The organism is Pseudarthrobacter sp. lyk4-40-TYG-27, from assembly GCF_030209295.1.
Taxonomy (GTDB): Bacteria; Actinomycetota; Actinomycetes; order Actinomycetales; family Micrococcaceae; genus Arthrobacter.
The window spans coordinates 173,442-186,595 of sequence record NZ_JARVSH010000005.1 but is presented as its reverse complement, the minus strand read 5'-3'; the positions used below and the strand labels follow the sequence as shown (position 1 = coordinate 186,595).

General features: G+C 65.9%; 16 protein-coding genes. 9 read left to right on the top strand and 7 right to left on the bottom strand.

The window, feature by feature from the left end; all coding sequences use genetic code 11:
- Positions 1-13: 13 nt before the first annotated feature.
- On the bottom strand, positions 14-850 hold the full coding sequence (locus tag QRM96_RS11615; protein ID WP_109045731.1) for an alpha/beta fold hydrolase: 837 nt from the start codon (positions 848-850) through the stop codon (positions 14-16).
- A gap of 155 nt (positions 851-1,005) precedes the next feature.
- Between QRM96_RS11615 and QRM96_RS11610 the strand changes: the two genes are divergently transcribed.
- Positions 1,006-1,383, top strand: coding sequence for an ArsR/SmtB family transcription factor (locus QRM96_RS11610; protein WP_081624115.1), 378 nt, complete (start codon positions 1,006-1,008; stop codon positions 1,381-1,383).
- Entirely contained in the window at positions 1,380-2,456 is a 1,077-nt protein-coding gene (locus QRM96_RS11605) for a cation diffusion facilitator family transporter (RefSeq protein ID WP_285319791.1), read from the top strand. Before QRM96_RS11610 ends, QRM96_RS11605 begins: the two co-directional genes overlap by 4 nt.
- A gap of 71 nt (positions 2,457-2,527) precedes the next feature.
- Here QRM96_RS11605 and QRM96_RS11600 read toward each other — a convergent pair whose 3' ends face one another.
- The 3 genes from QRM96_RS11600 to QRM96_RS11590 form a co-directional block, all read right to left on the bottom strand.
- A complete protein-coding gene (locus QRM96_RS11600; protein WP_109045728.1) occupies positions 2,528-3,697 on the bottom strand; it encodes a fatty acid desaturase family protein in 1,170 nt (389 codons plus the stop codon).
- 13 nt (positions 3,698-3,710) lie between these two features.
- On the bottom strand, positions 3,711-4,808 hold the full coding sequence (locus QRM96_RS11595; RefSeq protein WP_026264392.1) for a ferredoxin reductase: 1,098 nt from the start codon (positions 4,806-4,808) through the stop codon (positions 3,711-3,713).
- A gap of 142 nt (positions 4,809-4,950) precedes the next feature.
- Positions 4,951-5,979 (bottom strand): LLM class flavin-dependent oxidoreductase, encoded by a 1,029-nt coding sequence (locus tag QRM96_RS11590; RefSeq protein WP_018761031.1) that lies wholly within the window; start codon positions 5,977-5,979, stop codon positions 4,951-4,953.
- A gap of 55 nt (positions 5,980-6,034) precedes the next feature.
- Here QRM96_RS11590 and QRM96_RS11585 point away from each other — a divergent pair, with 55 nt between their 5' ends.
- The 4 genes from QRM96_RS11585 to QRM96_RS11570 are packed head-to-tail and all read left to right on the top strand — an operon-like array spanning position 6,035 to position 8,413.
- Complete coding sequence (locus tag QRM96_RS11585; RefSeq protein ID WP_018761030.1) at positions 6,035-6,394, top strand: YnfA family protein; 360 nt, start codon at positions 6,035-6,037, stop codon at positions 6,392-6,394.
- Positions 6,395-6,434: 40 nt separating this feature from the next.
- Positions 6,435-7,637 carry an L-2-hydroxyglutarate dehydrogenase gene (gene lhgD / locus QRM96_RS11580; protein WP_285319788.1) on the top strand — a complete coding sequence of 401 codons (1,203 nt, stop codon included), beginning with the start codon at positions 6,435-6,437 and terminating at the stop codon, positions 7,635-7,637.
- Between the two features lie 39 nt (positions 7,638-7,676).
- Entirely contained in the window at positions 7,677-8,081 is a 405-nt protein-coding gene (locus QRM96_RS11575; RefSeq protein WP_285319786.1) for a YidH family protein, read from the top strand.
- On the top strand, positions 8,081-8,413 hold the full coding sequence (locus QRM96_RS11570) for a DUF202 domain-containing protein (protein WP_285319785.1): 333 nt from the start codon (positions 8,081-8,083) through the stop codon (positions 8,411-8,413). The genes QRM96_RS11575 and QRM96_RS11570 overlap by 1 nt, the downstream gene beginning before the upstream one ends.
- Positions 8,414-8,422: 9 nt before the next feature.
- Here QRM96_RS11570 and QRM96_RS11565 read toward each other — a convergent pair whose 3' ends face one another.
- Positions 8,423-8,821, bottom strand: a complete 399-nt coding sequence (locus QRM96_RS11565) for a DUF3592 domain-containing protein (protein WP_018761026.1) — start codon at positions 8,819-8,821, stop codon at positions 8,423-8,425.
- Between the two features lie 86 nt (positions 8,822-8,907).
- On the opposite strand from QRM96_RS11565, the gene QRM96_RS11560 reads away from it, so the two are divergent.
- Positions 8,908-9,144 (top strand): DUF2630 family protein, encoded by a 237-nt coding sequence (locus QRM96_RS11560; protein WP_109045723.1) that lies wholly within the window; start codon positions 8,908-8,910, stop codon positions 9,142-9,144.
- Between the two features lie 80 nt (positions 9,145-9,224).
- Here the strand turns inward: QRM96_RS11560 and QRM96_RS11555 are convergent, their stop codons facing one another.
- Complete coding sequence (locus tag QRM96_RS11555; protein ID WP_285319782.1) at positions 9,225-9,911, bottom strand: DUF2848 domain-containing protein; 687 nt, start codon at positions 9,909-9,911, stop codon at positions 9,225-9,227.
- A gap of 158 nt (positions 9,912-10,069) precedes the next feature.
- Between QRM96_RS11555 and QRM96_RS11550 the strand changes: the two genes are divergently transcribed.
- The gene (locus QRM96_RS11550; RefSeq protein ID WP_285319781.1) at positions 10,070-11,479 is read left to right on the top strand and encodes an MFS transporter; all 1,410 of its coding nucleotides are present in this window, start codon (positions 10,070-10,072) and stop codon (positions 11,477-11,479) included.
- Here QRM96_RS11550 and QRM96_RS11545 read toward each other — a convergent pair whose 3' ends face one another.
- Positions 11,480-12,136: a GntR family transcriptional regulator gene (locus tag QRM96_RS11545; RefSeq protein WP_109045720.1), complete on the bottom strand. Its 657-nt coding sequence runs from the start codon at positions 12,134-12,136 to the stop codon at positions 11,480-11,482.
- Positions 12,137-12,168: 32 nt separating this feature from the next.
- Here QRM96_RS11545 and QRM96_RS11540 point away from each other — a divergent pair, with 32 nt between their 5' ends.
- On the top strand, positions 12,169-12,963 hold the full coding sequence (locus QRM96_RS11540) for a carbon-nitrogen hydrolase family protein (RefSeq protein ID WP_133831736.1): 795 nt from the start codon (positions 12,169-12,171) through the stop codon (positions 12,961-12,963).
- Positions 12,964-13,154 lie beyond the last annotated feature (191 nt).

The window sequence follows — 13,154 nt, the reverse complement described above, 5'->3', positions numbered from 1 at the left end:
CCCCGAGGTTTCCTTACTTGGAAAGGAACCCGAGCAATGCCTCGTTGACCTCTGCGGCGTGCGTCCAGAGCAGGCCGTGCGGCGCTCCTTCGATCTCGACGTATTCCGCCGTGGGCAACGCCTTGGCGAACTGCCGCCCGGTCGAGTCGATGGGCAGGATGTTGTCGGCAGTGCCGTGGACGATCAGGGCGGGAACATCGATCTTGGGGACGTCCTGCCGGAAGTCCGTCAGCCAGGTGGGCTGGGCGGCAACGGACGCGGTGGCACCGGCACCGGCGGCGAGGTTCCAGCTGGCGTCGACGGCTTCCTGGCTGAGGCGCGGAGTGCCCAGGAAGGTGTCCGAGTTGTAGAAATTCTTGAAGAATTCGGTGAAGAACGCATACCGGTCGGCAGTAACCGCGGCCTTGAGGCCGTCAAAAACGTCCTGCGGAACGCCGTCAGGATTGTCGTCGGTCTTGAGCAGGTAGGGCTCCAGGGATCCGAGGAATGCGGCGCGGGCCACCCGCGCCGAGCCATAGGTGCCAAGGTAGCGGCCCACCTCGCCGGTGCCCATGGAGAAGCCGACCAGCACCACGTTGTCCAGGTTCAAGGTGGTCAGCAGGGTGTTGAGGTCTGCCGCGAAGGTATCGTAGTCGTAGCCGTCGGCAGGCTTGCTGGACTTGCCAAAGCCGCGGCGGTCGTAGGTGATGACCCGGTAGCCCGCGCCAAGGAGCGCGGCAGTCTGTTTTTCCCAGGACGATCCGTCCAGCGGATAGCCGTGGATAAGCACCACGGGCTGGCCCGAACCGTGATCCTCGTAGTAGAGCTCGATGTCGGTGCTGTTCTCCGTACCAACGGTAATGAAAGCCATCGGGGTAAATTCCTTTCGAGACTGGCCGAAGCGGCCGGCGTCACGCCGTGCCCGTACCCCTCCTACTGTAGGTGGCCGCGCTGGCTCGCCCGCGATGGCCGTCCGACAGACAGGCGTGCAGTGCGTCCCGGTCCGCGTTGTGACACTATATGCGCATGAATGCAGATAAGAATGCTTGCTCGCTGGGGACGGACAGCCAGTACGTGGAGTTGGCCGTGGAGGTCTTCTCGATGCTGGCTGACGCCACGAGGGTGCGGATCATCCTTGCCCTTCGCGACGGCGAAATGGCAGTGGGCGCCTTGGCCGACACGGTAGGCAAATCCCCCGCTGCCGTGTCCCAGCACCTGGCCAAAATGCGGCTGGCCAGGATGGTATCCACCCGGCAGGACGGGACGCGGGTGCTGTACCGGCTGGAGAACGAACACGCCCGGCAATTGGTGGCTGACGCCATTTTCCAGGCCGAACACGCACTCGGCGGCGAACCGGCGCACCACCGCGCACCCGCCCACCACGCACAAGGGAGCGCCTCATGACCGGGCCGCACCAGGAATCAACGCATGCGCACACCCATCACGACGACGTCCACGCGGGCCACCATCACCACCACGATGACGATGCGCACGATCACGACCACCAGCACGGGCACGGGCACGACCACGGGCACCATCACCATTCCGGTTTCAAAGGATGGCTTTTCGAGCTGTTCGTGCCGCACACCCACGATGCCGCGGATTCCATCGATGACGCCATGGAGGCCAGCACGGAGGGCATCCGGGCGCTGAAGATCAGCATGTTTGTCCTGCTGGCCACCACGCTGCTGCAGTTCCTGGTGGTCCTGTTCAGCAGTTCCGTGGCCCTGCTCGCGGACACCATCCACAACTTCTCCGACGCCCTGACCGCAGTGCCACTGTGGATCGCCTTCATCCTGGGGCGCAGGGCCGCGACCCGCCGGTACACGTACGGGTACGGCCGGGCAGAAGACCTCGCCGGCCTGTTCATCGTGGCTGTGGTGGCCCTTTCCGCTATTGTGGCGGGTTGGCAGTCCGTTGACCGGCTCATCCATCCGCAGCCCCTGCAAAACCTGGGGTGGGTCATGGCGGCGGGCCTGATTGGCTTCGCCGGGAACGAGGCGGTGGCAATCTACCGCATCCGGGTGGGCCGCAGGATCGGTTCTGCGGCGCTCGTGGCGGACGGTGTGCACGCCAGGACGGACGGCTTCACGTCGCTGGCCGTGGTGATCGGCGCCGTTGGCGTCATGCTTGGTTTCCCCTTGGCGGACCCGATCGTGGGATTGGCCATTTCCGCCGCGATCATGGTGCTCCTGTGGGGAACGGTCCGCAGCATCGGGCGGCGGCTCATGGACGGCATCGAGCCGGAACTGGTGGAACTCGCCCAAGCCGCACTCGGAGGGACTCCCGGGGTCCTCGCGGTCCGGCAGCTGCAGCTGCGGTGGTCCGGCCACCGGCTGCAGGGGTCTGCCCGACTGGAACTGGCCGAAACCGGGTTGTCGCAGGCGGCAGAGACCCTGGACCGCGCCGAGCACCGGCTCCGGCACGCCCTGCCGAAACTGGACCACATGCTCCTGGCGCCTGAAGCCCGGCGCTAGGGCCCAAACGCAGGAAGTGACCCCGCCGGATTTCGCCGGCAGGGTCACTTTTTGCGTCGTGTGTGTGGTTCCTAGGCCCGGGCAGCCTTGCCGGGCAGCGCCAGCTTGAACACCTTCGCCCAAGACGAACCCACCTGCTTGAGCAGCGGACCGGTGGTGTATTTCAGGCCATAGCGCTGGCAGATCTCGCGGACCCTGGGGGCCACCTCCGCGTACCGGTTGGAGGGCAGGTCCGGAAAGAGGTGGTGCTCGATCTGGTGCGACAGGTTGCCGGTCATGAGGTGCATGAACCGGGAGCCCGAAATGTTGGCGGAGCCGATCATCTGGCGAACGTACCAGTCGCCCCGGGTTTCACCCTCCACCATTTCTTCGGTGAAGGTGTCGGTGCCTTCCGGGAAGTGGCCGCAGAAGATGACGGCGTGGGCCCACACGTTGCGGATGGCGTTCGCGGCGATCGTGCCGAACAGGGCCTGCTTGGCGGAGCCGGTGAGCATCGCGAGCGCAGGGGTGGCAGCGTAGTCCTTGGTGAACTGGGTGATCACCTTGCGGCCGAGGGCCTTGAGGTCCTTGAGCAGGGCCTCCTTGGACTTGGTGCCTTCCTTGTATTCGGTCAGCTCGAGATCGTAGACGGCGATCCCCCACTCGAACACCGGCGCAAGGATCGCATTGAACAGCGGGTTGGCCAGGTTGATGGGCTTCCACGGCTGGTTCTCATCCATCCGGAGGAGGTTGTATCCGACGTCGTTGTCCTTGCCCACCACGTTGGTCCAGCGGTGGTGGAGGTCATTGTGCGTGTGCTGCCAGGAGCGCGACGGGGTAACGAAGTCCCACTCCCACGTGGTGGAGTGGATATCCGGATCCCGCATCCAGTCCCACTGTCCGTGCAGGATGTTGTGGCCGAGCTCCATGTTTTCCAGGATCTTGGCCAGGCTCAGGAGCGTGGTGCCGGTAACCCAGGCTGCTTTGTTCTTGCTGACCAGCAGGGCGGCCCGGCCGGAGATTTCAAGCCCCCGCTGGATCTTGATCATGCGGCGGATGTAAGCGGCGTCTTCCGCACCGCGCTTTCCCAGGATTTCGTCCCGGATGGCGTCGAGCTCACGGCCGAGCTCCGCCACTTGTTCGTCGCTGAGGTGCGCTGCCGCCGGGGGCCGGACCGTGGGGCTGCCGGATTCTGCGAGCTTGCCGGGGCGCGTTCTTGAGCTTCCCGTGGCCGTGGCCTTGGCGGGTGAGATTACTGACATACCGTGGTGCTCCTCAGATTTCGAGGTTGACGGGTCCGGCGGCTGCCGAGACACACGTTTGGATAAGTTCGCCGGGTTCGCCATGGACTTCCCCGGTGCGGAGGTCGCGGACCTGGCCGGCCAGGAGCGGAGTGAGGCAGCTGTGGCAGATACCCATCCGGCAGCCGCTGGGCATCAGGACCCCGGCGTCCTCGCCGATGTCCAGGATGGGGGTGTCGCCGTCGGCCTCCACCTCCCGGTCGGAGGCCTCAAAGGTGACCAGGCCGCCGTCGTGGCCTACACCGGCGTTGAAGGTGGTGTTGAAGCGTTCGATCATCAGGTTGCCGGCGTCTCCGGCCACTGCGACGTCGGTCCCGGGCGCGCCGGTGGTCAGGGCTGCCCGCTTCCACAGCGCTTCGGCGTCGTCCAGGAAGCTGTCCGGGCCGCAGGCGTAGGCTGACCGTTCCTTCCAGTCGGGACAGATCTCGTCCAGCTCCCGGGTGCTGGAGAAGTCCATCCGCCCCTGTTCGCCCGTGTACCAGTGCGCCAGCCGGAAATTCGGGAACTGGTCCGCCAACTCGGCCAGTTCCTCGCGGAAGAGGCTGTCACCCGGGGTGCGGGCGGAATGGACCAGGACGACGTCGGCATCAGGCCGCCGCGGGACAAGGGTGCGGATCATGGACATCACCGGGGTGATGCCACTGCCGGCCGTGACCATGAGCAGGGGCCTGGGATGCTCAGGAAGAACAAAATCACCCTGCGGCGGGGCAAGGAACAAGACGTCGCCCGGCTTGGTGGTGCGCACCAATGTGCCGGAAACAGCTCCGACATCGGTAACGGTGATGGCGGGGTCCTTGCCCGCCGGGGCGCTGAGGGAGTAGGAGCGCCAGTGGCGTACGCCGTCGAGTTCGACGCCGATGCGCGCCCACTGCCCGGCAAGGTGCGCCTTCCAGCCGCGCCCGGGACGGAAGAAGATCGTGGCCGACTGGGCCGTCTCCTGGACCACGCGGGTCACGACGCCCCGAAGCTGCCGGGCCGAGTAGACAGGGTTGAACAGGGACAGAATGTCCTCTGGCGCCAGAGGCGTGGTCAGCACAGAAGCCGCTTGGGCCAGCTGTCGTAGCCGGATCATGCGATCAAGCCTAAGGCGGTGTGAGCCATATTTCTCTCTCTCCGTCATATGACCGTTCCGCAGTCACACAGTAGTAGGGGCGCGAAGCCCCCACCACGCTCTTCAAGAGTAACGGTTAGGTCTCACGGAAAGTTCCCCGGCGTCAGCGGCGGCGCCATCCCAGGGCCGGCGCAACGTGTTCCACGATGGTGCCCAGGAGCTTGGAGTTGTACTCCACGCCCAGCTGGTTGGGGACGGTCAGCAGCAGCGTATCGGCCGCCTGCACTGCCGTGTCTGCCGCCAGCTGCTCCGCCAAGAGGTCAGGTGCGCCAACATAGCTCTTGCCGAACCTTGCGGTGAAGCCGTCAATCACGCCCACCTGGTCGCGGCCGTCGCGGAGCGCGCTGCCCGCAAAGTAGTAGCTGTCCTCGTCATCCACGATGGGAAGGACGCTGCGGCTGACCGACACCCGTGGAGGGCGTGTGTGTCCTGCCGCGGCCCACGCCTCCCTGAACAGCTGGATCTGTTCAGCCTGGAGTTCATGGAACGGAACGCCGGTGTCCTCCGTGAGCAGGGTGGAGCTCATCAGGTTCATGCCGAGTTCAGCAGCCCACACCGCGGTCTTCCGGCTGCCTGCACCCCACCAGATCCGGTCCGCCAAACCGGGCGACTGGGGCTGGACGGGCAGGAGTCCGGTGGCACCGCCGGCGTACCGGGGGTCTGCCTGGGCCACGCCCGCACCCGTGATGGCCTGGCGGAAAGCCGCCGTATGGCGCCGGGCCATGTCCGCGTCGGTCTCCCCGGGCTCCGGCCGGTATCCGAAAGCCGAAGCGCCGTTCCGGGCAGGTTCGGGTGAGCCGCGGCTGATTCCCAGCTGCAGCCTGCCGCCACTGATCAGGTCTGCCGCAGCCGCTTCCTCCGCCATGTACAGCGGATTCTCGTAGCGCATGTCAATAACGCCTGTGCCGATTTCCAGCTTGCTGGTGCGCGCGGCAATGGCAGAAAGAAGTGGGAACGGGGAGGCCTGCTGGCGGGCGAAGTGATGGACACGGAAAAATGCGCCGTCAACTCCGAGTTCTTCGGCGGCTACCGCAAGATCAATCCCCTGGAGCAGGGCGTCGGCCGCTGTCCGGGTACGGGAACCCTGTCCGGGACCCCAGTGGCCGAAGGAAAGAAATCCGATGCGCTCCATACTTTCCTCCAACCGCGCGGCAGCCTGCCGAATTCCCGGCTGGCATGATGGCTGCGTGGATATTCCTGAAGGAACCGTCAGTGTCTTCAAGACGATTGTGCTGTTCGTCCTCGCCGCCGCAGCCGAAATCGGGGGCGCATGGCTGGTCTGGCAGTCCGTCCGCGAGGGCAGGGACTGGTGGTGGGCCGGACTGGGCGTGATCGCCCTGGGCGCCTACGGCTTTGTGGCCACCCTCCAGCCCGACGCGCACTTCGGCCGGATCCTGGCGGCGTACGGCGGAGTGTTCGTGGCCGGTTCCCTGGCCTGGGGCATGGCGTTCGACGGTTTCCGTCCAGACCGGTGGGACATTGCGGGGTCCGTGGTGTGCCTGCTGGGCGTAGCACTGATCATGTTCGCGCCGCGGAGCGGAGCGTGACGGGTAGCTAGACTCTAGCCACGACGAAAGGCGGAGAGCCGTGGAACGGACGGACTACTGCATCATTGGTGGCGGAATCGTGGGCCTTGCCACCGCCTACCAGCTCCTGCGGAAAGAGCCCGACGCATCATTGGTCCTGCTGGAGGCGGCCCCTGTGCTGGCTTCGCACCAGACGGGGCACAACAGCGGCGTCATCCACTCCGGCATCTACTACGCCCCGGACAGCCTCAAGGCCCAATTCTGCAAGGCCGGAGCCCGCCAGACCAAGGATTTCTGCCGCGACCACGGCATCAGGTATGCCGAGCCGGGCAAACTTCTGGTGGCAACCTCGGCGGTGGAACGGGAACGGCTGGACCGGCTTGAGGAGCGTGCCGCCATCCACGGCCTGGACTGCGAGCGGATCGACGGGGCCGAGCTCAACCGGCGCGAACCCAATGTTGCTGGGCTGGGGGCCCTGTTCATCCCAAGCACCGGCATCGTTGACTACCCGGAGGTGGCGCGCAAGCTGGCCGAACTCATCACGGCCGCCGGCGGACGCGTCTACACCGGAGCCCGGGTCACCTCCATTGTGGAGCACGCCGGCCACGTGGAGGTTGGGACCGACCGGGACACCTACGCCTGCCGCCGCCTGGTGGCCTGCGCCGGGCTGCAGTCGGACCGGCTCGCCGAATTGGCGGGTATGAAAATCGACGTCCAAATCGTTCCCTTCCGGGGCGAGTATTTTGAGCTGCCGGCCGCAAAATCGGACTACGTCAAACACTTGATCTACCCGGTGCCCGACCCGGACTTGCCCTTCCTGGGCGTGCACCTGACGCCCACCATCGACGGCGGCATCACCGTAGGACCCAACGCGGTGCTGGGCCTGTCCCGGGAGGGGTACGCCAAGTTCTCGGTCCATCCGAAGGACGTGGCCCGCTACCTGCGCTTTCCGGGGTTGTGGCACGTGGCGAGGTCCAATGCCGCCACCGCCGTGCGGGAGGTCCGGAACTCCCTGTTCAAGGGAAGCTACCTGCAGGAATGCCGAAAATACGCGCCTGGCCTGGCCAAAGGCGACCTGCTGCCCCGCGAGGCAGGCATCAGGGCGCAGGCGGTCCGCCGGGATGGCACGCTCCTCCACGATTTCCTGCTGTCAGGGACCGACCGGATGCTCCACGTATTGAATGCCCCGTCCCCCGCAGCCACTGCCGCGCTCCCCATCGGTGAGCATCTGGCCGGCAAGGCGGCACTCCGCCGGGCGCCCTGACCGGAGTCCGTGCTTTGACGGCGCGGCTACACTGGGCCCGTGACCAACAGTGAGCATCCGCCCGGGACCGCAGCCCCGCCGCCGCGCGGACGGCTCGCCGAACGCCTGTTGCCGGGCGGCGAGGAACCGGATCCGCGGTTCACCCTCGCGAACGAACGCACCTTCCTCGCATGGATCCGCACCTCCCTTGCGCTGCTCGCCGGTGGCATTGCCCTCGAAGCCTTTACCTCAGGCCTTTTCATCGAACCGGTCCGCAAAGGCCTGGCCATCATCCTCCTTCTCATGGGCATGATGCTCAGCGGCGGCGCTGCCATGCGGTGGCTTCGCGTGGAGCGCAGCATGCGTAACAAAGCACCGCTTCCGCTGCCTTTCTTCGTCCCCCTGCTGGCCGGGGCAGGCGCGCTGGCGGCCGCCGTCGTCCTCGTTTTTATCCTTCTGCGCTGATGGCATCCGGCGCACCCCGTCCGCACGGTGATCCGGGTCTCCAACCCGAACGGACGGCGCTGGCCTGGGGCCGGACCATGTTGGCGCTGGTGACGGCGAGCGCCTTCTTCCTTCGCTGGCTTCCCACGTACGGGCCGCCCATCCTGATGCTCCCGGCGGTGTCCGGAGGCGCCGCCTTGGCCATTTACCTCACCCAGCGCCGCCGCTACCGGGCGAGGTCCCACGGCCTGGCCGGGGAGAGCATCGAAGCGGACCTTTCGGCTGTGCTCTGGACCGCCTTCGCGGGCGTCGTCCTGGGCGCCCTCGGCGTTGTGGTGGTGGTGACGGGTTAGCAGCCGAAGCTAGAACATCGGCAGGACGAAGCCGCCCAACAGGGCCACGGTGCCGATGGCCGTCAGGCAGCGGCCCAGGACTGACGCCGTCCTGCCCGCCTCTTCCGGTACGGTGGACTGCCACTGGGTTGGGCGTTTGGGGTGGTAGTAGATCGGCAACGTGTCCCCCACGGCCATGTCCCTGATGTCGTACGGGGACATGGGGGCGTTGTGCACCTGGTGCTTCCGGTCGTACCAGCGGAACCCGACGCCGGTGGAGTCCGAATACACCACGGCTTCTGCCACGTCCCACGGGTGGATGAAGCGGCGGAGGAACCCGGTGTAGAACAGCAGTCCCAGCCCGGCGGGCAGGCACAACCAGGTCAGTACTTCCAGGATGGGACCTGCCATATCGAGCGCAGTGGACATGAAATCGATGGTACAGCGCGGGGCTGGTGGCTTCAGCACCAGCTACGTAGGCTGAAGGTGACCGGACCGGAGTGAGGGGAAGCCCAATGAATGATCAGGATATTTTGACGCACATCCAGGCCCTCGTGGAAGAGGAGCATGCGCTGCGCGAGGGGTCCGCCGGAGGCCAGGCTCCGGACCAGGCGCGCCTGAAGTACGTGGAGGAAAGCCTGGACCAATACTGGGACCTGTTGCGACAAAGGCGGGCCAAGAAGGAATCCGGGGAAAACCCCAACGAGGCCCAGGCCCGTCCCGTCAGTGAAGTGGAGGGCTACAGGCAGTAGCTTCGCGGCACGGAAGTGTTCCGCCGCCCCTGGTGGGGCGGCGGAACCTTTTTTATGCCGCTATTGCCCCGGTGCAGCGCTTAGCCGATGGGCTGCGGCATTTGCTCCACGACGTACTGGACGTCCAGCGATTCTCCCGTCTCCGGATCCGCCATCTCCACCTTCCAGCTGCGGGCGAACTGGTTGACGCCGCCCGTCATCGCCACGGTGCCGGAAATCAGCACGGTGCCCGGCTGGTTGAGCCCGCGCGCGGCCAGCACCTCCAGCCAGTAGTCCGGGGTCAGCAGGGCCTCGAGGGAACTGTCCTGGATGAGGGTGTCCGGGGTCTCCCCCTCCCCTACCCAGCCGCGCAGCGTGATGCGGTCCAGGTGGTCCCGCACATCGTCAAGCCGCCACGCCCTGCGGCCAAGGACGTCAGGGCTGGCATTCTTGCTCCACGCCACACCATGCACTTCGAGCTCACGGTCCGTGTGATCGCAGGCGACGGTGAGCAGGACGCCCTCGTCGGTGATGACCAGCGCCCATTCCGCCTCACCGGACGTGCGTCCATGCTGGACCCGGACCTCGGATACCTGCTGCGCGAGGTAGGGCGAGACGGGGTACATGGCCGGAGTGGTGGTGGGGCCGGGGACCCCGAGCTCGGCAAGTTCTGCGATGTGGGCCTGCACCTCATCCTGCTCACGCCCCGCGTAGCCGGCGTTGAGGAGGTGCCGGACCTGCACGTTCTTGATGCTGCCGTCGGGAAGTTCAAAGCTGAGAGCCGTCATGGTGCCGTCCTTTTCGAAGGCCGCGGAGCCGGTGCACCGCGGGAAAATTAACAAACCGGAAACCGGAAACAGTCGCCAATGTACATCCAGTATGCGTAATGTATACATTTAACGCCAGCGTGACAGGCGTCACCTCAAAATCCACTGTGGAGGACACAATGAGCAATTCTCCGGTTTCTGGTGCGGGCGCAGCGACCCAGTCAGGCCCGCCAATCCGCCCAAAGGGCCTGGTCAAGGCATTTGCGGCAAGCCTGACCGGCACGGCACTGGAGTGGTATGACTTTGCCGTCTATTCCGCGGCGGCCGCTGTCGTTTTCCCCATCGTTTTCTTTCCGTCCTCCGATCCCCTGACCGGCACCATCCTCGCCTTCTCCACCTACGCGGTCGGCTATGTGTCACGGCCCGTGGGCGGTGTGGTCTTCGGACGGCTCGGTGACCGGATCGGACGCAAGAAGGTCCTGGTCACCACTTTGATGATCATCGGCGTGGCAACGGTGCTGATCGGCGTCCTTCCGGGCTACGACAGCATTGGCATTGCCGCCCCGATCATCCTGGTGCTCCTGCGCTTCGCCCAGGGCGTGGGCGTGGGCGGTGAATGGGGCGGCGCAGTGCTGCTCTCCAGCGAATACGGCGACCCGCAGCGGCGGGGTTTCTGGGCCTCGGCCGCGCAGGTGGGTCCGCCCGCCGGGAACCTGCTGGCCAACGGTGCGCTGGCGGTCCTGACCCTGATGCTCACCGAACAGCAGTTCATCAGCTTCGGGTGGCGCATCGCGTTCCTGGTCTCCGCACTGCTGGTCGGTTTCGGCCTGTGGATCCGGCTCAAGCTGGAGGACACCCCCATCTTCAAGGCGATCGAAGCCCATGGAGAACAGCCCGCCGCGCCCATCCGGGAAGTGTTCAGTACGGAACTGCGGCCACTCGTTGCCGCCATCCTGTGCCGGGTGGGCCCGGACGTGCTGTACGCCCTGTTCACCGTCTTCACCCTCACCTACGGCATCCAGGCGCTCGGCTACGAACGCAACCAGGTGCTCACCGCCGTCCTGGTGGGCTCGGCCTTCCAGCTGTTCATGATTCCCCTGGCCGGCGCAGTCTCGGACCGTTTCAACCGGCGTCTGGTCTACGGCGTGGGCGCAGTGGCCGGCGCCGTGTGGACCTTTGTCTTCTTTGGCGTCCTTGGCGGCAACAATGAGCCGATGCTGATCGTGGGCATTGTCCTGGGCCTGGCGGCGCACTCCTTCATGTACGGGCCGCAGGCCGCCTTCATCGTGGAGCAGTTCTCACCCCGGCTCCGGTCCACGGGCAGTTCACTGGCCTACACCTTCGCAGGCGTCATCGGCGGCGCCATCGCACCCTTGTTGTTCACCGTGCTGCTGTCGCAGTTTGGCACCTGGATTCCGGTGGCCATCTACGTTGCGGTCGCAGCGGCCGTAACCCTCGTGGGGCTTGCCCTGGGCCGCGACAGCAACACCGTGGAGGACCAGGACTACCGCCTGCTACTGGAAGGCAGTGCTGAATCCAGGGCGGCCGGCGAAGCGGCTCGCGTGTCCGGCGCAGGCGAAGCCCGGTGATCAGCTCCGCAGGAGGATGTCCCGCGTCACCGCGAGGTGATGGTCGATAGCCTCTTTGGCACGTGCGGAATCGCCGGCCACCAGGGCATCGAGGATGTCCTGGTGTTCGGCGCACACCGCCTCGCGCCTGCCTCCGGTGCGGAACAGTGCGGCAACGCCCACCAGGACCTGGCGGACATGCAGCTTGCTGTACGTTCGGGAAATGAGTTCGTTTCCGGCGGCGTCGATGAGCTGCTGATGGAAGAGCGTGTCCAGGCGGATGAATTCGCGGGCATCGTCCGGTTCATCGTTGTTCGGAATCTGCGCCTGCTGCCGCAGGGTGTCCTGCATTTGCTTGGCGGGCACCCGGTGTTCGTCAATGACAAGCTTGGCCGCATGGCTTTCCAGCACGCCGCGAAGTTCCATCAGCTCGGAAATCTCCCGGCCGGTGACCACCGGAACGTAGGCGCCCCGTTGCGGAATAAGCTCCACCAGCCCGTCGGAAACCAGAAGCAACAGCGCCTCGCGCACCGGAGTGCGGGACACCCCGATGTCCGCCGCAAGCTCCTGTTCGTTGAGGAAGCGGCCTTGCAGTTCCGGGTCCGTCAGGACGTTCTCGCGCAGGTAGGCGTACGCCTTTTCGCGGCCCGAGGCGGCCGAACCCGAAATTTTTACCATACATTATGTATACAACAGATCGGAGATCTTCCATGCGTATCGCCATCGCCCAAATCATCAGCAGTGCCGACACCGCGGCCAACCTCGGCATCATCAGGGACTACGCAGCCCAGGCGAAAAACGCCGGCGCACAGTTGGTGGTCTTCCCGGAGGCGGCCATGCGGGCCTTTGGGAACTCGTTGAAAGACATTGCCGAACCGCTTGACGGCCCTTGGGCGGGCGAAGTGCGCCGCGTCGCCAAAGACCTGGACATCACCATCGTGGCAGGCATGTTCACCCCCGGCGCGGAAGGGCGCGTCCGCAACACGCTGCTGGTCACCGGCCCCTCCGTGGAGGCGTCCTACGACAAGGTCCACCTTTTTGACGCATTCGGCTTCACCGAATCCAAGACGGTGGACGCCGGGCAGGCGCCGGTAACGTTCGAGCTCGACGGCACCGTGTTCGGCCTGGCCACCTGCTACGACGTCCGTTTCCCGGCCCTGTTCACGGCCAACGCCAACGCGGGAGCACACGTCAACATTGTGTGCGCTTCCTGGGGAGCCGGCGAGGGCAAGGCCGAGCAGTGGGACCTGCTGGTGCGTGCCCGGGCACTGGACAGCACCACGTTCGTGGTTGCGTGCGGCCAGGGCGATCCCGAAACCATCGGCGCAGGCCCCGCAGGTGCGGCGCCCACCGGAATCGGGCACAGCGCCGTCGTCACTCCCCTGGGTACCGCCGTGGTGTCACTAGGCGGAAATCCCGAACTCGCCGTCGTCGACATCGATCCGGCGTCCGTGGACTCCGTGCGCGCCACGCTGCCGGTCCTGGCCAACGCCCGCAGCTTCTGACCGGGCGAATCGCCGTTCACGGCGCCGAAACATAAGGCGAAAAGACGCACGACGGCGGATCCTCACCCGGGGAGCAGCCGGAAACCCCGCGAATGCCGCAGCGTCGCGGGGCCCGGCGGCCAGGACGGCCCCTCACGGTGGGGGCGCGTTTACATTCCTGAAACATGGCTGATACGTGAACTTCACGCAGG